20 protein-coding genes and 1 tRNA gene are annotated in these 17,962 nt (G+C 70.7%); 13 read left to right on the top strand and 8 right to left on the bottom strand.

Annotation, left to right across the window (positions count from 1 at the left end):
* Window positions 1-73: 73 nt before the first annotated feature.
* Complete coding sequence (locus ABB07_RS19280; protein ID WP_208899877.1) at window positions 74-622, bottom strand: hypothetical protein; 549 nt, start codon at window positions 620-622, stop codon at window positions 74-76.
* 194 nt (window positions 623-816) lie between these two features.
* Between ABB07_RS19280 and ABB07_RS19275 the strand changes: the two genes are divergently transcribed.
* Window positions 817-1,308, top strand: a complete 492-nt coding sequence (locus ABB07_RS19275) for a hypothetical protein (protein ID WP_208903843.1) — start codon at window positions 817-819, stop codon at window positions 1,306-1,308.
* Between the two features lie 213 nt (window positions 1,309-1,521).
* On the top strand, window positions 1,522-1,710 hold the full coding sequence (locus ABB07_RS19270; protein WP_208903521.1) for a ferredoxin: 189 nt from the start codon (window positions 1,522-1,524) through the stop codon (window positions 1,708-1,710).
* A 27-nt stretch (window positions 1,711-1,737) separates the two neighbouring features.
* Here ABB07_RS19270 and ABB07_RS19265 read toward each other — a convergent pair whose 3' ends face one another.
* A complete protein-coding gene (locus ABB07_RS19265; protein ID WP_208899876.1) occupies window positions 1,738-2,517 on the bottom strand; it encodes a glycosyltransferase family 2 protein in 780 nt (259 codons plus the stop codon).
* 199 nt (window positions 2,518-2,716) lie between these two features.
* Window positions 2,717-3,073, bottom strand: a complete 357-nt coding sequence (locus tag ABB07_RS19260; protein WP_208899875.1) for a DUF6344 domain-containing protein — start codon at window positions 3,071-3,073, stop codon at window positions 2,717-2,719.
* 349 nt (window positions 3,074-3,422) lie between these two features.
* Here ABB07_RS19260 and ABB07_RS40895 point away from each other — a divergent pair, with 349 nt between their 5' ends.
* Complete coding sequence (locus ABB07_RS40895) at window positions 3,423-3,551, top strand: DLW-39 family protein (protein ID WP_003999697.1); 129 nt, start codon at window positions 3,423-3,425, stop codon at window positions 3,549-3,551.
* Window positions 3,552-3,829: 278 nt separating this feature from the next.
* Window positions 3,830-5,239: a hypothetical protein gene (locus tag ABB07_RS19250; protein ID WP_244189427.1), complete on the top strand. Its 1,410-nt coding sequence runs from the start codon at window positions 3,830-3,832 to the stop codon at window positions 5,237-5,239.
* Here the strand turns inward: ABB07_RS19250 and ABB07_RS19245 are convergent.
* On the bottom strand, window positions 5,203-6,807 hold the full coding sequence (locus ABB07_RS19245) for a serine/threonine-protein kinase (RefSeq protein ID WP_208899873.1): 1,605 nt from the start codon (window positions 6,805-6,807) through the stop codon (window positions 5,203-5,205). The genes ABB07_RS19250 and ABB07_RS19245 overlap by 37 nt on opposite strands.
* 226 nt (window positions 6,808-7,033) lie before the next feature.
* The gene (locus tag ABB07_RS19240) at window positions 7,034-7,582 is read right to left on the bottom strand and encodes a helix-turn-helix domain-containing protein (RefSeq protein WP_208899872.1); all 549 of its coding nucleotides are present in this window, start codon (window positions 7,580-7,582) and stop codon (window positions 7,034-7,036) included.
* 184 nt (window positions 7,583-7,766) lie between these two features.
* On the opposite strand from ABB07_RS19240, the gene ABB07_RS19235 reads away from it, so the two are divergent.
* Window positions 7,767-7,839: transfer RNA gene (locus ABB07_RS19235), tRNA-Ala, on the top strand.
* A 335-nt stretch (window positions 7,840-8,174) separates the two neighbouring features.
* On the opposite strand, the gene ABB07_RS19230 is transcribed toward ABB07_RS19235, so the two are convergent.
* Complete coding sequence (locus tag ABB07_RS19230) at window positions 8,175-8,873, bottom strand: DUF5324 family protein (protein WP_208899871.1); 699 nt, start codon at window positions 8,871-8,873, stop codon at window positions 8,175-8,177.
* 282 nt (window positions 8,874-9,155) lie between these two features.
* On the opposite strand from ABB07_RS19230, the gene ABB07_RS19225 reads away from it, so the two are divergent.
* Together ABB07_RS19225 and ABB07_RS19220 are read left to right on the top strand one after the other, a co-directional pair.
* Entirely contained in the window at window positions 9,156-9,686 is a 531-nt protein-coding gene (locus ABB07_RS19225) for a peptidylprolyl isomerase (protein WP_208899870.1), read from the top strand.
* 160 nt (window positions 9,687-9,846) lie between these two features.
* A complete protein-coding gene (locus ABB07_RS19220; RefSeq protein ID WP_208899869.1) occupies window positions 9,847-10,737 on the top strand; it encodes a rhomboid family intramembrane serine protease in 891 nt (296 codons plus the stop codon).
* A 249-nt stretch (window positions 10,738-10,986) separates the two neighbouring features.
* Here the strand turns inward: ABB07_RS19220 and crgA are convergent, their stop codons facing one another.
* A complete protein-coding gene (crgA, locus tag ABB07_RS19215; RefSeq protein WP_208899868.1) occupies window positions 10,987-11,241 on the bottom strand; it encodes a cell division protein CrgA in 255 nt (84 codons plus the stop codon).
* Window positions 11,242-11,394: 153 nt separating this feature from the next.
* On the opposite strand from crgA, the gene ABB07_RS19210 reads away from it, so the two are divergent.
* From ABB07_RS19210 to ABB07_RS19185, 6 genes are all read left to right on the top strand, one after another.
* The gene (locus tag ABB07_RS19210; protein ID WP_208899867.1) at window positions 11,395-12,183 is read left to right on the top strand and encodes a DUF881 domain-containing protein; all 789 of its coding nucleotides are present in this window, start codon (window positions 11,395-11,397) and stop codon (window positions 12,181-12,183) included.
* A gap of 43 nt (window positions 12,184-12,226) precedes the next feature.
* Complete coding sequence (locus ABB07_RS19205; RefSeq protein WP_208899866.1) at window positions 12,227-12,919, top strand: class E sortase; 693 nt, start codon at window positions 12,227-12,229, stop codon at window positions 12,917-12,919.
* Window positions 12,920-12,971: 52 nt separating this feature from the next.
* Window positions 12,972-13,133: a hypothetical protein gene (locus tag ABB07_RS19200; RefSeq protein WP_208899865.1), complete on the top strand. Its 162-nt coding sequence runs from the start codon at window positions 12,972-12,974 to the stop codon at window positions 13,131-13,133.
* Window positions 13,130-13,768, top strand: coding sequence for an aminodeoxychorismate/anthranilate synthase component II (locus tag ABB07_RS19195; RefSeq protein WP_208899864.1), 639 nt, complete (start codon window positions 13,130-13,132; stop codon window positions 13,766-13,768). The genes ABB07_RS19200 and ABB07_RS19195 overlap by 4 nt, the downstream gene beginning before the upstream one ends.
* Entirely contained in the window at window positions 13,765-14,967 is a 1,203-nt protein-coding gene (locus ABB07_RS19190) for a class E sortase (protein ID WP_208899863.1), read from the top strand. The genes ABB07_RS19195 and ABB07_RS19190 overlap by 4 nt, the downstream gene beginning before the upstream one ends.
* Before the next feature lie 63 nt (window positions 14,968-15,030).
* Entirely contained in the window at window positions 15,031-15,783 is a 753-nt protein-coding gene (locus ABB07_RS19185) for a class E sortase (protein WP_208899862.1), read from the top strand.
* A 91-nt stretch (window positions 15,784-15,874) separates the two neighbouring features.
* Here the strand turns inward: ABB07_RS19185 and pknB are convergent, their stop codons facing one another.
* On the bottom strand, window positions 15,875-17,884 hold the full coding sequence (pknB, locus tag ABB07_RS19180) for a Stk1 family PASTA domain-containing Ser/Thr kinase (RefSeq protein ID WP_208899861.1): 2,010 nt from the start codon (window positions 17,882-17,884) through the stop codon (window positions 15,875-15,877).
* Window positions 17,885-17,962 lie beyond the last annotated feature (78 nt).

The following is a 17,962-nucleotide window of genomic DNA, read 5'->3' as shown; positions in this document are numbered from 1 at the left end:
CGCTCAGGTGAAACACCGTGCGATGCCGGGCACGTGACCTTATAGCCGGAACGCCCGGTATGCGGGGAGTGCCTCAGTGGACCGTCGTGGTCACCCCGAGCCACCCGGCCGCGCGGGCCATGGATACGGCGTGGCGTTCGGCCTCCTCGGCGGAGGCGTTCAGGCCCGCGTCCTGCCCTCGTGCGCTGCCACCGGCCGCGAGAGCGGCGGCCTGGGACGCCGCCAGCGCCGCACGCAGGGCGGCGGAGGCGGCTGTGGAGCTGGTGCGGGACGCGACGGAATCCGTGGCCGCGGCTGTGCCGCAGCCGTCCCGTGCCGCGGCCACCTGGGCGGCCAGTGCCGCGGTGGCGGCGGCATTGCGGGCGCAGCGGGCGTCCGCGGCGGGGTCAGGGGTGGACGCGGTGAGCGCGGCGAGCGACTCGGCCGACAGCCGCAGTGCGTTGGCGGCGCGGCCGACGGGGTCCGTCGGGACGACCTCGGCCGCGTCCTGGCCGACCTCGGCGTACCGGCACGCGGCGACCGCCCGGCCGTAGGCGCTGTGTGCGCGGGCCCCGTGGAGCCTGCGCAGCGCCTCGGCCTCCTCCGTGACCGCTCCGGCCCCCGCTTCTTCCCGTCCGCTCATCCTCGGCCTCCCTCGTCCGGGACGACACCGCACCCTGGTCCTGGGTGCGGGCAGGGTGCCACGTCGGCCGTGAAGAGGCCAGAAGCGCGGCGGGGATCCCGGGCGGCCCTGGATATCTGACGAACCGTCAGATACGGTGACCGCCGACGGCTGTTCCCGAAGGGGAGGGTCCCGTTCCCGAAAGGGTGAGTGTCATGCACAAGCGTCCCCCGTGCCCGCGACCGCCCGGTGTTCCGCGCTGGGTCGCGATGTTCCACCAGCCCTCACGGGACTCCTGGACGGTGGGCGCCGAGTCCCCCGACCGGGCCTGCGTGCTGTACGCCGTCGGCGACATGGCCCAGACCCTGCGGGCGCGCGGCGAGGAGGCGACGGTCGCGCTGTGGGGGCCCAAGGACGGCGCCTGGCACCTCTTCGACGCTCCGGCCGGCAGGGCGCCCGCTCCAGCCCCGGAGGCCCCGGCGGCCCCGGCCGATCGGTCCGCGCCCGGCGCCGGTGAACCGGCCAGGCTCGCGGAACGCATGACGGACCGCCGGCACCAGGTGCTCATGGCCGGACTGAGCAAGGCGGGCCTGTACGAGCTGAGCGACGAGGACGGCGAGGCGGTCCGGACGATGGCCGACCTGCTCGACGAGCCCACGGTCCGCCGCGTGGCCCACTGGCTGTCGGTCGCGGGCGGGGAGCGGTAGGGCGAACGGGACCCGTTCGCGACCGAGGGGGCATGCCGGTTCGGCGACTGAGGGGGCACGCCGGTTCGGCGAGCGACCGAGGGCACGCCGGAGCGGACGGAACCGCGAACGATGGCGCGAACCGGGCCGGTTCGGTGAGCGGTTCGACGGGCAGTGACGTCCAGGAAGCCACTGTCCGCGACTGGAGGACGCATGAAGGTCTCCGTAGGACGCATGAAGGTCTCCGTCGACCGCTCCCTGTGCTACGGCTCCGCCGAGTGCGCGCACCGGGTGCCGGCGGTGTTCGCGTTCGAGGACGGCTACGGCGTCGTACGGCCCGGCCGGGAGAGGGCCGGCGACGACCCGCAGGTCCAGGAGGCGGCCGAGAAGTGCCCCGCGCAGGCGATCAGACTCACGGAGTAGGGGCCCGGTGCGCACCCAAGGCGCGGCTCACCCGGTGGACGACGTGCCGGCGGGCCCGGCGGGGTAGGACCAGTTGAAGTCGGCCAAGGCGCGGGCCCGGGCCTCGGCCACCGCCATCCGGGCCGTGCGCTCGACCGGGTCGACGTGGGACGCCTGGCCCGTGACCTGGCCCTCCCACTTGCGGTACAGCAGGCCGACCTGCGCCGAGAACCAGCCGCGGCTCACCGCGTCCAGCGCCAGCAGCAGGCCCGTGTCCTCGGACGCCGGCAGGGCCATCCAGCCGCCGAGCGCGACGAGCAGCTCGCGCCGGACGCACAGGGTCGCCGGATGGACCGGGGCGCGGAAGTCGTTCCGCTTCCAGTGATCGAGCACGACGCCGCGCTCCAGCGGGCCGTCGTCCGGATCGCCGGGGAAGCCCACCGTCGAGCCGTCCGGCAGCAGGTCGAGGGCCCGGGAGGTCGTCCAGCCGACGGTGCGGTGCGCCTCCAGGACGGCCACGTCGCGGGCCAGCGCGCCCGGCGTGAGCCGGTCGTCGGCGTCCAGGACCTTCACATACGCGCCCCCGGCGCGCGCGAGCGCGATCGTGCGGGCGACTCCGGGGCCGCCGGGCCGGCCCTGGCCGAAGCTCACCCGCGGGTCGTCGGGGACGTACGGGCGGACCTCGTCCGTCGTGCCGTCCTGCTGGATCACCCACTCCCATCCCCAGCCACCGGGAAGCCGCTGCTCGCACAGGGACGCGTAGGCGTCCGGCAGGAAACGCGCGGACGGGCCGTGGACAGCGGTGACAACGGTGACGCGCCGGGGCACGGCGGCACTCACCACCTTTCCGGGGTCGTGGGAGGCATCGTCGGTCTGCCGGCCATGGTTCCAGGTGCGTCGGCCATGGTTCCGGGCGGGAAAAGCGCGAGACCCCCGGCCGAACCCGGCCGGGGGTCTTCCGTGTCGACTGGTGCGTACGCAAGTCGCCGTGTGGTCGAGACGTTGCGGTACTGCGTGAGGCCGACCGTCAGCAGTCGAGCGTGGCCGCCGAGGGCCCTTCAGGAGTGGTCGCGGTGTCCGACTGGGTGTCGGTGAGGGGACGGTGCCGGCAACTGGGGGACTTTCCGTGGGCCTCGGCCCGGATGCGCTGCTTCATCGTGGGGGGCAGGGCACTGGCGTGGGAACGTGACCAGTGACGTGGCGCTGGGATCGTCGGGACCGTCGGGATGGTCCGGTGCGCGGTGCCGGTGCTGGGGCCCTCGTTCTTGGGAGCGGCCGCCGCGGTCGTGGCGGTCGTGGTGGTGACGAGTCCCAGCGCCGTGCACAGCGCGAGGAAGGCGGTGACGATTGCGGTCCACAGCTTCATGACCTTGTTCTGGGCCATGGCCCCTCACTTTCGGGTCGGGCGATTTGCGTACTTTCCTCATGATGTGTATGTGCGTCGCGAAGTGGTGGACCGACGCCCGTGGCGCGTCGATGTTCCGATGAACACCACTCGGATGGCCCCAAGGGGGCCGGAACACCCCCAAAACCTGGTGAGGGTGAGCGAAGGGGGAGCAAAGTAACCGTCCGTGGGGGTGTGATCACCCTCCGATCGGAATGGCGCCGGACCTGGCCTATTACGCTGCCGGAGGCGGGAGTTGGGGCCCGACCAAGGTCACCGATCGATATCGGTCGGTGTGTATAGTCGGGCGCCAGAGGTCCCCTACGTCAAGGAAAGACGAGGTCGCGCGGTGAAGAAGCTGCTCCTGGTCGCACTGGCCGCCATCGGCGGGCTCCTCGTGTACCGCCAGATCCAGGCGGATCGCGCCGAGCAGGATCTGTGGACGGAGGCGACTGACTCCGTGCCCACGGGTTCGTGAGTGCCGATACCGGAATCTGAACCTGGCCCCGACCGCCCCGCGCGGTCGGGGCTTTGTGTTGTCCGCGGCCCCGGCTTGTCCACAGCCCCGGCTTGTCCGCGGTCCCGGCCGTGTGTTGCGGGGACGCGCCGGGTGCTGTAGTCGCCGGGCGGCCTCGCCCGACCGGGCGGTGCTGGACGGTGCCGGGTGTTTCGGACGGCCGTACGCGTTGCCCGGATGACGCAAGGGCGCACGGGGCAGGATGGAGCGCGGTCCGGTACGACTGGGGAGGGCGGCAGGTGCGGGAGCGAGCGCGGCGTGCGGCGTGGTGGTGGCGGTACGGCCGCCGGGCGGGCTCCGGCGCTTCGCGGACGGCGGTGCTGACCGCGCTGTGCGCGCTGCTGGCCCTGCCGGGCGGCACGGCGTCCGCGTACGCGCAGGCGACCGCCGCCGGGACCGGGCAGCCGGAGGCGTACGCCTTCGCGCCCGGCATCCGGCCCGTCGTGGGCACGACGGGCCCCGCGACGGCACCGCGGCTGGAGGCGGGCCGTACCTACCGCAGCTCCCTCCCGAGGAACGGCAAGCTGTACTACCGGCTCGAACTCGGGGCCACCGACACGGCCTACGTCCCCGTCACCGCCGTACCCCCGGCGAGCGCCACCGTCTCCGCCACCGACGGCATCGGCGTGTCGGTCCAGGACGCCGGCGGCACACCCTGCTCCTTCGCCGGAGCCCGCTTCGGCGCCGGGCTCAGCCCGCGCCCGGTCACCGCGCTGGGCCTGCGGGAGGCCGGCAAGGCCCTGTGCCAGGGAACGGGGACGTACTACCTGGTCGTCCGGCGCCTCGACACCCAGGGCTCCGGTACGGCCGCCACGGGCCGGCGCTGGGACCTGGAGATCGCGCCCGTCACGGAACCGCGTACCGCGCGGGCCGGGGCCACCACCACGCCGCAGACCTGGGACTCCGCCACACCCGAGCCGCTCACCGGCGAGCCCCGCGACCGTCCGGGCGGCGCCGGTTTCGCCGCCGCGAGCCCGCTGGGCCAAGGGGTCTGGCGGACCTCCCTCGTGCCCGGCGAGACCCGGTTCTACAAGGTCCCGGTCGACTGGGGCCGGCAACTCCACGCCTCCGCCGAACTGGGCAGCGCCACCGGCCACGGCTATGTCGGCGGAGCCCTGAACCTCTCCCTCTACAACCCCGTCCGCGGGTACGTCGAGGACGCCGCCCTCGGCTACACCGGCACGCAGAAGCCGGCCGTACTCGGCCCGCTCCCGCCGGTGGAGTACGCCAACCGCTACGCCGCTCCCGCCGGGGTGACCTCCGTCCGCTTCGCCGGCGACTACTACCTGGTGCTGCATCTCAGCGAGCGGATGGCCGGCCTGTTCGGGCGCGGGCCCTTCGGGGTGACCCTGCGGGTCCAGGTGACCGGGCGGGCGCACGCCGGCCCCGAGTACGCCGGGCGGCCCGTGCCGGGGGAGGTGTTCACGGTCTCGGAGCAGGACCGTGAGGCGGCGCTCACCGGGGGCACCGGGGGCGGGGACGATCCCGTGATGACACTGGTCGCGACCGGCGGGATCGGCCTCGGGACGGTACTACTGCTGGTGCTCGCCGGCTGGACGGTGACGGCGCGGCGGACCGAGCGGATCCAGCGGGCCCAGCGGATTCAGGGGATTCAGACGCGGGTCAACGCCCAGAAACCCACGGCGTAGCAGGCCAGCGCCAGCAACAGCATCGGGACCGCGACCCTGGCCGGCGGCCCGGGCCGCCGTGCCCGCCTGGCCCGCCGTGCCGCGCGCCCTGGCGCGGGCCCGCCCGGAACCGGCTGAGCCGGAGCGGGAGCCTGCGCATCCTGGGCGGGAACGTGCGCGTCCTGGGCGGGAACCTGGGTGTTCTGGGCGGGAACCTGGGCGTCCTGAGCGGTGTACGAAGCGGTGGAGGCATCGCCCTCCTGCCACGCCATCGCGCCGGGGGGCGGCACGGACGCCCAGGGGGCGTGGGGGGCTTGGGCGGCTTGGGGGTCGTGCTGAGCGCGGGTGCCGCTGTCCGGCGGGCCCATGTACGGCTCGTGGAAGGGGGGTTGAGAGGGGGGAGAAGAGTGTGAGCAGGGTCGGAGCTGCTGGGTCTGCGGGGGGTACGGCCCGAAGGCTCGCGGATCCTGGGCGGGGGCCTGCGGGTCCTGGACGGCGCCGAGGGGATCCTGGGGCGGCGGCAGACGGAAACTGCCGGTGTCCGAGAGGGAGCCGGTGCCCGCGTCGGCACCCGGATCCGCACCGCCGACGCCACCGTCTGCGACACCGGCGCTCCCTGTGGCACCGGCGCTCCCTGCGGCGCCCGCTCCCGAGACCGGGCTCGTGTCCGTGTCCTCGACCAGCTCCACCGCGACTCCGGAGGCCCTCCGAAGGGGACCCTCGGGGCCGAACCCCGGCGGCAGTGGGCCGAGTTGGTCGAAGATCTCGATCAGCTCGTCGTCGGGTTCGGGCGCCGGCAGGAGCTCCGCGGCGGAGGCGAGCGCCTTGCGCGCACCCGTGGCGGTGCGGAAACGCGCGGCCGGGTCGGGCTGGAGCAGTGTGGCCACGACCTGCCAGAGCGGTTCCGGGATGCCCTTGGGCGGGTCGGGCGTCCCGTTGTCCAGGAAGTACTGCACGAGCGCCTTGGCGTCCGGCTTGGCGCCCTCGAGCAGGTACAGCGCGACCAGCCCCACGGCGAACAGGTCGGCGGGAAAGTCCGGTTCCGCGCCGAGCATCTGCTCGGGGGCGAGATAACCGGGCGTCCCCACCACGAGGTTGGTCTCCGTCAGACGGGGCTCGCCGAGCCGCATGGCGATGCCGAAGTCGGACAGCCGCAGCCGCGGCCTGCCGGTCCCGGTGGCCTCCAGGAGGACGTTGGCGGGCTTGATGTCCCGGTGGATGACGCCCTCGGCGTGCACGGCGGCCAGACCCGACAGGAGCTGGTCGAGCAGGGTGCACACGAACGCCGGTGGCAGGGGGCCGTAGTCGCCCACGAGGTGGACCAGGGAGCCGCCGGCCACCAGATCCATGGTGAAGAGCACCTTGTCGTCGTCGGCGGCCCAGCTGGCCGGCGCGAGGACATGGGGGTGGTCGATCCGCAGGGCCTGCTCGCGTACGAAGCGCAGCAGGGAGTGGGCGTCGCGCTGCTGGAGCACCTTGGCGGCCACATAGCGCCGTCGACGGTGGTCCCAGGCGCGCCATACGGCGCCCACGCCCCCGCGTCCGATCGGGTCGGCCAGCTCGTACCGGCCGGCGAACACCTCACCCATGGCAGCCCATCGCTCCTCCCCCGGGAACCCATGCCGGTCCCCTGCCCCCTTGTTTCCCCGCTTCCCCCTCGGCTCCCCCTGGTACCGCTGTGACGAGTGATACGACCCCGCTCCACCCCCGAGGACCGGTCCACCCCCATGGACCGACACCCCCTCGCCCGGTCGTCCCCCACCTGACTCGGCCCGGCCCGGTCCCCGGACCCCCTCCGGGGACCGGACCCTGGTCCTAGTTCTGGTGGGACTGGTAGTGCGCGACGGCGTCGGAGGTGCGGCCGGCGCCGTAGACGCGGAGGAACTCCGCCAGCTCGGGATGGGTCTGCGCGAGGCTGTCCGCGGCGTCGATGATGTCGCCCGCGGCGGCCACCGAGCGCAGCAGCGACTGGATCTCACGGACCACCCGCTTGACCGTCGGCGCCCCCGAACCGCTGGTGGTCTGGGTGGTGTTGTTGAGCACAGAGCCCCCCTGGGACTTCTTGATCTCTTCCATGCGCTCGGTCGCCTCGGCCGCGCTCACACTGCCGTCCGCGACCTGCGCCGCCAGCTCCTGCAGCAGCTGCACCCGCTGGACCACGGCGGGATTGCCGATCTTCGCGCGCTGGCCGCTCATCAGCTGCGAGAGCATCGGAGCGGACAGCCCGAGGACCGCCGCGAGACGGGCCTGGTTGAGCCCGAGATCGTCGATGAGCTTACGGAAGAGCGCCCCCAACGGCTCCCCGTACCAGTTCCGCTGCAGCTCCCGCGCTCTCGCGGTGGCTTCCTGCTGTGCGGCGTCCATTGCGTCTCCCCATCGCTTCCCCTAAAAACCGCGCGGTTCGCTGTAGCGAACCACGTCGAGCATCTTACGGAGCGTGGTCATTCGCGGGGACCCCCAATCTTTTTGCGGGATACCCGGGGTGACCCGGTACTCTGGTCTGCGGCGCCCACCGGAACGCGGTTCCTCCGGTCGGCCGCTGCTTCCCGGGGCCTTAGCTCAGTTGGTAGAGCGCCGTCTTTGCATGGCGGATGTCAGGGGTTCGACTCCCCTAGGCTCCACGCACATATGCCTCCCGACCTGCGGAAACACAGGTCGGGAGGCATTTTCTGTATCCAGGCCGCCGTCTGTGCGCACACGGTGGCGCCGCGGTGACAGCGGGAAGCGGGCCGATGCTCGACGCGTGAGGTTGAGGCCGAGCCGCTGTGGGTGTCCGCGGACGGGCGAGTGCGGTGTCACCGCTTCCAGCGGCCCTGTTCGCCAAGGACGAAGTCCATGCGTCTCATGGGTCGTTGGCCTCGGGTGTTTCACGTGAAACGGGCCGTGGGGAGGCGAGCATCAACTCGGCTGACCCACGGCCCGCTTGGCGGCCGACGTGTTGTGATCGTGTCCGGTGCTACTGCTGGTCGTCCTCGTTCGCGGCGTCCTCCTCGGCCTGCTTCGCCTGGACCTCGGGATCCAGAGGCGAGGTGCCGTCCACCGAGCTGATCCGGGCGCCCGACTCCGGTACCTCCGTCGCGGCCGGCGGCTCGACCAGCCAGTCGGGGTTGGCCTGCTTGTCCCACCACTTCCAGGCGGCGAAGGCCCCACCGGCCACCACGGCCAGCAGCGCCAGCGCCTTCACGGTCCGGCCGGCCCTGGACCGGCGCTCATGCCGCCGGGCCAGCTTCTGGATCTCCTCAGCCGAGACCTGGCCACGCAATGCGGCCAGGGCCGCTGCGCCACGCGCGGCGGCCTCCTCGCGGACCGGAGCGGTCGCGGCCACGGCCTGCTCGATCCTCGGGCGCGAGTACTCGGCGGCATGCCGGGCAGCCCTGCGCGCCCGGATCGCGGCCTCCTGTGCCGCCAGGTCCACCTTCGGTGGCACATGCGCACGAGCCTGCTCCAGGCGCGGGGCGAGCCGGGCGTCGTACTGCACGCGGGCCTGCTCTGCGGCCTGCGACACCACGGGCGCCAGCCGTACGCGTGCCTCCTGCGCGTAGAGCGCGGCACGCTCCTTGGCCGTGTCGGCGTAAGGCGCCACCACTTCCGCGGCGTGCAGCACGCTGTCCTTCGCCGAGCCGGTCGCGGCGCGCACGCTGTCGATGCGGGTCACGGGTTCCTCCTCCTCGGTGGCGTACGGTAATTCGACTTTCCACCCTTTTACGGATCATGCCTGCCAACCGTCCGCGCGGCATGCGAGCGCGGGCATATGGGTGCCGATTGCTCTCTTCAGCGGGAATCCGGGTGAATCCCGGGCAACCCGATCCTGTCGTCGACACTGCCACGAATCGCCGCCGCGCGCTGCCTTCCGGGCGGAACTCGCGGCTGCCGGGCGACGTACGGGCCCGACCGTGCGAGGATCGGGGAGTCACAGGAAGACAACGGAAGGCAGATCGTGGCTGAGCAGCTATACGCCACCCTGAAGACCAACCACGGCGACATCGTGGTCCAGCTTTTCCCGAACCACGCGCCGGAGACGGTCAAGAACTTCGTCGAGCTGGCCCAGGGCGAGCGCGAGTGGACTCACCCCGGCACGGGTGAGAAGAGCAAGAAGCCGCTCTACAACGGCACGATCTTCCACCGTGTCATCAGCGGCTTCATGATCCAGGGCGGAGACCCGCTGGGCAGCGGCATCGGCGGTCCGGGCTACAAGTTCGGGGACGAGTTCCACCCGGACCTGTCCTTCAACAAGCCCTACCTGCTGGCCATGGCCAACGCCGGCCCGGGCACCAACGGCTCGCAGTTCTTCATCACCGTCGCCCCGACGACGTGGCTGAACCGCAAGCACACCATCTTCGGCGAGGTCACCGACCCGGCCAGCCAGAAGGTCGTCGACGCCATCGTCGGCGTGCCCACCGGCCGCAACGACCGCCCGGTGAACGACGTCGTGATCAACGAGGTCGTCGTCGAGAAGCGCGAGGGCTGAGCCCACCGCTCCCCGGACCACCCGCCGGGAAGACGCCGGAACGTCCCGCACGGACCCACCGGAACATCCCGCAGGGAACCAAACGCCCCGCTCGTCCGTACCAAGGATGAGCGGGGCGGGGCATTGCCGGGGGCAGTCCCACGACGAACAAGGGGAACCGATGGACCACGCCGAAGGCAGCACGCAGAACGCCGCCCACCGCGTGCCCGTGTGCTACCGGCACCCGGACCGCGAGACCGGCGTGCGCTGCACCCGTTGCGAGCGCCCCATCTGCCCCGAGTGCATGGTCAGCGCCTCGGTCGGCTTCCAGTGCCCCGAATGCGTGCGCGGCGGCAGCGGCACCGGACACGCAGCGACGGCATCCCGGCCCCGCACGATCGCCGGCGGCTCGGTCACGGCCGACCCACGGCTGCTCACCAAGGTGCTGATCGGCGTCAACCTCGCCGTGTTCCTGGCGCAGATCGCCGTCGGTGACCGCCTCACCAACCGGTTCGAGCTGATCGGACAGGCCTACACCCCCCTGCTCCACGGGGTACAGGGCATCGCCGAGGGCCAGTACTACCGCCTGCTGACGGCGATGTTCCTGCACGGCGGCTACGCCCACATCCTCTTCAACATGCTCAGCCTCTGGTGGATCGGCGGTCCCCTGGAGGCCGCCCTCGGCCGTGCCCGCTATCTCGCCCTCTACGTCGTCTCGGGCCTCGCCGGCAGCGCCCTCACCTATCTGCTCGCCGCCCCGAACCAGCCCTCTCTCGGCGCCTCCGGAGCGATCTTCGGCCTCTTCGGCGCGACCGCAGTACTGATGCGCCGGCTCAACTACGACATGCGCCCGCTCATCGCCCTGCTGGTGATCAACCTCATCATCACCTTCACCTGGGCGAACATCGCCTGGCAGGCCCACATCGGCGGCCTGGTCGCCGGTGTCGTCACCGGGTACGCCATGGTCCACGCCCCGCGCCGGAGGCGGACGCTGATCCAGTACGGCGCCTGTGCGGTCGTACTCGCCGTCGTGGTGGTGCTCACGCTGGTCAGGACCGCTCAGCTCACCTGATACCGAACCGTTGTCCACAGGCTGTGGCGGATCTTGTGCACCGCGTGCGGGCACAGCTGTGCCCCCTGTCGCTCGGATGTGTTTCCGCAGGTAGGACAGGGGGCGAACAGGTGTGTGGCGGTCGGTTGGCCAGTCACACCGGCGTCAACGCCCGATGAGTTATCCACAGATCGTAGTTTCTTTTCCCCAGGGGGATTGTGGACAGCACCCCTGGCCTGTGGATAACTCGGCGGATAGCCCTGGGCAGAGCTACTTCCACTGCGTGGAGACACCGAAGCCGGCGGCGATGAAGCCGAAGCCGACCACGATGTTCCAGTTGTTCAGCGCGTTGATGGGCAGCGAGCCGTCGGTCACGTAGAAGACGACGATCCAGGCCAGGCCGATGATGAACATGGCCAGCATGACAGGCGCGACCCAGCCGCGGCTGGTCAGCTTGATCGCCTGTGCCTGCTTCGCCGGCGGCGGCGTGTAGTCGGCCTTCTTGCGGATACGTGACTTCGGCACGAGGGTCTCTCCTGTCGATGCGCTGCGTGGCCGCGCAGGTAACCGGTTCGGGGCTCGGGGCAGCGTACAAGGGGCCATGACGGCGACTCTGTGTGCTCCCCCGGGCGTCCGTTAGCGTAGTGCTTCCGTGGCGCCGAAGGAGATAAGGGTACGTTGAGCAATTCTGCCGACTCCCCCGGGACGCAATCAACGGGCTCCGGCCCTGGCCGCCGCCTGCGTTTCCGCCCCGTGCGGGTACTCACTGCGGCGGTCTTCGCCCTCGCGGGACTGATCTTCTTCACCAGCTTCGACACGGCCAAGGGCACCGACATCCGCCAGGACGGCTCCCTGCTGAAGCTGTCGGACCTGATCCAGCAGCGCAGCCGCAAGAACAAGGGGCTGGACGAGTCCAACGCGGCGCTGCGCGGAAGCGTGGAGTCCCTCGCCGAGAGCGACGACGGCAGCAGCAAGGCGCAGGACCGCAGGCTCAGCGGGCTGGAGCAGAGCGCCGGCACCCAGAAGCTCACCGGCCATGCCCTCACCGTCACCCTCAATGACGCCCCGCCCAACGCCACCGCCAAGCTCCCCGGCTATCCCGAGCCGCAGCCCGACTACCTGGTCATCCACCAGCAGGACCTGCAGGCCGTGGTGAACGCGCTGTGGCAGGGCGGCGCCAAGGGGATCAAGGTCATGGACCAGCGCCTGATCTCCACCAGCGCGGTGCGCTGCGTCGGCAACACGCTGATCCTGCAGGGCCGGGTCTACTCACCGCCGTACAAGATCACGGCGGTCGGTGATCCGGACAGGCTGCAGCAGGCGCTCGCGGCGAGCAAGGCGATCCAGACGTACATGGTGTACGTCAATGTGTACGGCCTCGGCTGGAAAGTCACGGACGACGGGACGGTGACTCTTCCGGGCTACTCGGGCACAGTGGATCTGCACTACGCGAAGCCCGTGCAGTAGTCATCCGTCAGCCGTCCGCCAGCCATCCGTCCCGGAGGCGCCGGTGCGCGTGATCGTCCGGACCGTCAGCGAGCTGTGCATCACCGTCGGCACCCTGATCGTGCTCTTCGTCGTCTACGTGCTGTTCTGGACGGGCGTGCGGGCCGACGGCGCCATGAACGACCAGATCGACCAGCTGCACCGGCAGTGGTCGAAGGGGCGTGTGCAGCCGACGGCCACCGCCCCGGGCGAGCAGACGATCTCGGTCACGAAACCGGACCCCTACCACTACGGCAAGGCCTTCGCGATCATGTACATCCCGCGGCTCGGTTTCACGTGGAACAAGCCGGTCCTGGAGGGCACCGGCCGCGACGTCCTGGCGCAAGGGCTCGCCCACTACGCGGGCACCGCACAGCTCGGCCAGAAGGGGAACTTCGCGGTGGCCGGTCACCGGCGCACGTACGGCGATCCGTTCAAGGACTTCCCCGAGCTGCGGCCGGGGGACGCCGTGGTCCTCACGGACGGGACGACCTGGTTCACGTATCGGATCGACAAAGGGCCCTACAAAACGGTGCCGACGGACGTTGAGGTGATCGACCCTGTGCCACGTAAGTCCGGGTATACGCGACCGGGCCGGTATCTGACCCTGACGACGTGCGATCCGGAATGGGGGCACAGCCATCGGCTGATCGTCTGGGCGCACCTGGACTCCACACAGTCCGTGGAGGCAGGCGAACCGGAGGCGCTGCGCCGTTAGTCTGGTGGCGTACGGCGTGAGTCAGGTGCCGTGGGGATACGGAAGGAACGGCATGTACGGCTGGATCTGGCGGCATCTGCCGGGCAACGCGTGGATGAAGGCGCTGATCTCCCTCGTCCTGGTCCTGGCCGTGATCTACATCCTCTTCCAGTACGTGTTCCCCTGGGCCGAACCGCTGCTGCCCTTCAACGATGTGACGGTGGACAACCAGTGAGTGCGCGGATTCTCGTCGTCGACAACTACGACAGCTTCGTCTTCAACCTCGTCCAGTACCTGTATCAGCTGGGTGCCGAGTGCGAGGTGCTGCGCAACGACGAGGTGTCGACGGCGCATGCCCAGGACGGCTTCGACGGGGTGCTGCTCTCGCCCGGACCGGGGACGCCGGAGGAGGCGGGCGTGTGCGTGGACATGGTCCGGCACTGCGCGTCCACCGGCGTGCCGGTCTTCGGGGTGTGTCTCGGCATGCAGTCGATGCAGGTGGCGTACGGCGGTGTGGTGGACCGGGCGCCGGAGCTGCTGCACGGCAAGACCTCGCTGGTGGAGCACGAGGGCAAGGGCGTCTTCGCGGGTCTGCCCTCGCCCTTCACGGCGACCCGCTACCACTCTCTTGCCGCCGAGCCGGCGACGGTCCCGGCCGAGCTGGAGGTGACCGCCCGCACCCACGACGGCATCATCATGGGCCTGCGGCACCGTGAACTGCGGGTCGAGGGCGTCCAGTTCCACCCCGAGTCGGTGCTGACCGAGCACGGTCACCGGATGCTGGCCAACTGGCTGGTGGAGTGCGGCGACGAGGGCGCCGTGGCGAGGTCGACGGGGCTGGCCCCGGTGGTGGGCAGGGCCACGGCGTGACCGCGCTGCGCCCGGAGCGCGAGACCGATGCCTCGTACGGGGATCAGTCGTACGAGGCTTCCGGTGCGCTTGGGGACTGGGACGCCGCAGGCGTGGCGCACCAGGAGCGGTACAGCGAGCCGTACGGCGGACCGCACGGCGCGTCGCGGGGCGGGTCGCACGACGCGTCCTCGTCCCGTGATCCGTACGGCGGCTCGTACGACGATCCGTATCCGTACCGGGATGACGCCCGTCCCGCCCTGGACGACGAGACGATGGCGCTGCGGATCGCCGGTGATCCCCCGTCGAGCAGCGGAGGCGAGGCCACGGGCGCCTCAATGGCCTCCAGAGCCTCTTCAGCCTCCTCTGCCGCCGGACCCGCGGCCGGTGGCCGTGCGGCCCGCAGAAGGGCCGCCAAGCGGCGTGGCGGGCGCCATGGCGGCCGGCGGGAGGCGGCGCCCGCGGAGCCGGCGGGGACGGCGGACTCGGCGGGGCCCGGCCGGCCGCTGTCCCGGGTGGAGGCACGACGGCAGGCGCGGCTGCGCAAGCCGAGCCCGGGCGTCATCGTGAGCCGGGCGATCGGTGAGGTGTTCATCACCACCGGCGTGCTGATGCTGCTGTTCGTCACCTATCAGCTGTGGTGGACCAACATACGCGCGCACGCGCAGGCGGGCAGTGAGACGCACCAGCTCCAGGACGACTGGGCGAGCGGCAAGCGCAACCCGGGGGTCTTCGAGCCGGGGCAGGGCTTCGCGATCCTGCACATTCCCAAGCTGGACGTGGTCGCGCCCATAGCGGAGGGCGTCAGCAAGGCGAAGGTCCTCGACAAGGGCATGGTGGGGCACTACGGCGAGCCCCCGCTGAAGACGGCGATGCCCGATGCCAGGACCGGTAACTTCGGTCTCGCCGCGCACCGCAACACGCACGGCGAACCGTTCCGGTACATCAACAAGCTCAAGCCCGGTGACGCGGTCGTGGTCGAGACACAGGACGAGTACTACGTGTACAAGGTGACCAGTACGCTGCCGGTGACCTCGCCGTCCAACACGAGCGTGCTGGACCCCGTCCCGAAGGGCTCGGGTTTCACCCAGCCCGGCCGCTACATCACCCTCACCACGTGCACGCCGGAGTTCACCAGCAAGTACCGGCTGGTCGTCTGGGGCAAGATGGTCGAGGAACGCCCGCGCAGCAAGGGCAAGCCGGACGCGCTCATCGAATAGGGCAGCAGGGCATCCGCGGGGCTGAAGCGGGCAGGGCTGAAGCGAGTAAGGGCAGAGGAAACTGTGGCAGCGACCGCCGACGACACCGAAGAACACACGGACGCGTCCGACCCGGAGCCCGCCGCGCGCCGCCGGCGTCCCGGGCGGATCGCCATGGCGGTCAGCGTCGTGGGCGAAATCCTCATCACCGCCGGTCTGTTGCTCGCCCTCTTCGTCGTCTACTCGCTCTGGTGGACGAACGTGATAGCGGACCGCAAGGCGGACAAACAGTCCGAGAAGGTCCGCCAGCACTGGGCGCACTCCACGGACTCCGCTCCGGGTGCGCTGGACACCAAGGACGGCATCGGCTTCCTGCACGTGCCGTCGATGAAGAACGGCGTGGTCCTGGTCGAGAAGGGCACGAGCACGGACGTCCTGAACGACGGTGTGGCCGGCTACTACACGGACCCCGTCAAGGCGACCCTCCCCATGACCGGCAAGACCGGCAACTTCACCCTCGCCGCCCACCGCGACGGCCACGGCGCCAAGTTCCACAACATCGACAAGGTGAAGAAGGGCGACCCGATCGTCTTCGAGACGCGGGACAACTGGTACGTCTACAAGGTCTTCTCCATCCTTCCCGAGACCTCGAAGTACAACGTCAGGGTCATCGACCAGCTCCCGAAGGAGTCCGGCAAGAAGAAGCCGGGCCACTACATCACCCTGACGACCTGCACGCCGGTGTACACCTCGGAGTACCGGTACGTGGTGTGGGGAGAGCTGGTCCGGGTGCAGAAGGTGGACGGCAAGCGGACTCCGCCGGCAGAGCTGCGGTGAGGTGACCGAGCCCCCTTCGGGGGCCGGAAGAGGGCCAGAAGAATGGGCCCCACCACGATGGTGGGGCCCATTCTCGGTTGACGGGGGAGCGTCAGCCGGCGTTGCCGCCGATGAAGCCGCCGTTGCCGTTGCCGTTTCCGCCGTTGTTGCCGCCGAAGCCGATGGTCGTCAGGGTGACCTGGGTGCCGCCGGGGTTGTCCACGGGGCTGTTCGCGGCCGGGGTCTGCTGGACGACGATCGCGTTGTCGTCGCTGGGGCTGCCGTTGGCGAACTGGATGTTGGTGAAGCCGGCCTGTTGGAGGATCTGCTTGGCCTGCTGCACCGTCCTCTTCGTCACGTCCGGCACCTGCGTCTGCTGGCCCTGGAACGCACCGACGTTGACCACGATGGGGGTGTTCTTGTCGACCTGCTGGCCCGCCTGCGGGTTGGTCGAGAGCACCTTGCCGTTGTCGTCCTGGTTGGTGGTGGGGGTGTTGTTGCAGGTCGGGGACAGGCCCAGCTGCGTCAGTTCGGCCTTCGCGTCGTCGCAGGACTTGCCGATGACGTCGTTGGGGATGGTGACCTTGTCCGGAGCCTTGGCGATGACCAGTGTGATCGTGGAGCCCTTCTGGCGCTGCTTGCCGCCGATGGGGTCCTGGTCGAGCACGGTGTTCGGGGCCTCGGTGGAGACGCGGGTCTGCGTCTTCACGGTGAACTTGTAGTCGTCGCCCTCCAGCTTCGCCTGGGCGGCGGCCAGGCTGAGGCCGATGACGCTGGGCACGGTGACCTTCGGCGCGCCGGTCGACACGGTCAGGTCGATCGTCGCGCCCTTGTCGACCTTGGTGCCGTTGGCGGGGTTCTGCGCGCAGACGTTGCCCTTGGCCTGGTCGTCGCAGGGCTTCTTCGTGACCGACACCTTCAGGTCGACGTTCTCGGCCATCTTCCTGGCCGTGCCCTCGGTCTGGCCGATGAACGCCGGCACCGGCACCTTGCCGTTGCCGTTGTTGCCGCCGCTGGCGACCCACTTGCCGATCAGGATCGCGCCGATCAGGACCAGGATCCCGGCGACCACCAGGAGGATCGTGGAGGTGTTGGACTTCTTCTGCTGGCGGCCCCGGCGGCCGGGGCCCTCGTCGTAGCCGTAGCCGCCGTCGTCCGGGTTCATCGGCGGGAGCATGCTGGTGGCGCCCGCGCCGGTGTCGGGGCGCAGGGCGGTCGTCGGCTGGTCGTCGGGGTAGCCGCCGTAGCCCACGGCACCCAGCGCGGCCGTCGCCGCGACCGGCTGGCCGTCCAGGCAGGCCTCGATGTCGGCGCGCATCTCGTCGGCCGACTGGTAGCGGTAGTTCGGGTCCTTGACCAGCGCCTTCAGGACGATCGCGTCCATCTCGGGGGTGATCTCGGGGTCGAAGACCGACGGGGGCTGCGGCTCCTCACGGACGTGCTGGTAGGCCACGGCCACCGGGGAGTCGCCCACGAAGGGGGGCCGTACCGTCAGCAGCTCGTACAGGAGGCAACCCGTCGAGTACAGGTCCGAGCGGGCGTCGACCTGCTCGCCCTTCGCCTGCTCCGGCGACAGGTACTGCGCCGTGCCGATCACCGCGGCCGTCTGGGTCATGGTCATACCGGCGTCGCCCATGGCGCGGGCGATGCCGAAGTCCATCACCTTGACCTGGCCGTTGCGGGTCAGCATGACGTTGGCCGGCTTGATGTCGCGGTGGACGATGCCGTTGCGGTGGGCGTACTCCAGGCCCTGCAGGATGCCGATGGTCATCTCCATCGCGCGCTCGGGCAGGAGCTTGCGGCCGGAGTGAAGAAGCTCACGGAGCGTGGAGCCGTCGACGTACTCCATCACGATGTACGGGATGGAGACACCGTCGATGTAGTCCTCGCCCGTGTCGTAGACCGCGACGATCGCGGGATGGTTGAGCGAGGCGGCCGACTGGGCCTCCCGGCGGAACCTGGCCTGGAAGGAAGGGTCGCGTGCCAGGTCGGCGCGCAGGGTCTTCACTGCCACGGTGCGGCCGAGGCGGGTGTCATGCGCGAGGTAGACCTCGGCCATGCCACCACGGCCGAGCACCTGGCCCAGCTCGTACCGGCCGCCGAGGCGACGCGGCTCTTCCATAGCTACCTACCAGCCCTCTCCGTCGGTCCCGGCCGCACAGGCGTGTGCGGCCGGAGGCTGCCGTCCGGGCCTACCGTA

The sequence above is a fragment of the Streptomyces incarnatus genome (assembly GCF_001027185.1).
In the GTDB taxonomy this organism is placed as follows: Bacteria; Actinomycetota; Actinomycetes; order Streptomycetales; family Streptomycetaceae; genus Streptomyces; species Streptomyces puniciscabiei.
The sequence above is the reverse complement of the archived record's forward strand: the minus strand, read 5'-3'. Positions and strand labels throughout refer to the sequence as shown.

What these genes read in the sequence shown, in the direction of transcription:
- ABB07_RS19280 (WP_208899877.1), bottom strand. Translation starts at nt 622, where the DNA reads ATGAGCGGACGGGAAGAAGCGGGGGCCGGAGCGGTCACGGAGGAGGCC.
- ABB07_RS19240 (WP_208899872.1), bottom strand. Translation starts at nt 7,582, where the DNA reads ATGGACGCCGCACAGCAGGAAGCCACCGCGAGAGCGCGGGAGCTGCAG.
- ABB07_RS19245 (WP_208899873.1), bottom strand. Translation starts at nt 6,807, where the DNA reads ATGGGTGAGGTGTTCGCCGGCCGGTACGAGCTGGCCGACCCGATCGGA.
- ABB07_RS19260 (WP_208899875.1), bottom strand. Translation starts at nt 3,073, where the DNA reads ATGGCCCAGAACAAGGTCATGAAGCTGTGGACCGCAATCGTCACCGCC.
- ABB07_RS19200 (WP_208899865.1), top strand. Translation starts at nt 12,972, where the DNA reads ATGTACGGCTGGATCTGGCGGCATCTGCCGGGCAACGCGTGGATGAAG.
- ABB07_RS19275 (WP_208903843.1), top strand. Translation starts at nt 817, where the DNA reads ATGCACAAGCGTCCCCCGTGCCCGCGACCGCCCGGTGTTCCGCGCTGG.
- ABB07_RS19270 (WP_208903521.1), top strand. Translation starts at nt 1,522, where the DNA reads ATGAAGGTCTCCGTCGACCGCTCCCTGTGCTACGGCTCCGCCGAGTGC.
- ABB07_RS19220 (WP_208899869.1), top strand. Translation starts at nt 9,847, where the DNA reads ATGGACCACGCCGAAGGCAGCACGCAGAACGCCGCCCACCGCGTGCCC.
- pknB (WP_208899861.1), bottom strand. Translation starts at nt 17,884, where the DNA reads ATGGAAGAGCCGCGTCGCCTCGGCGGCCGGTACGAGCTGGGCCAGGTG.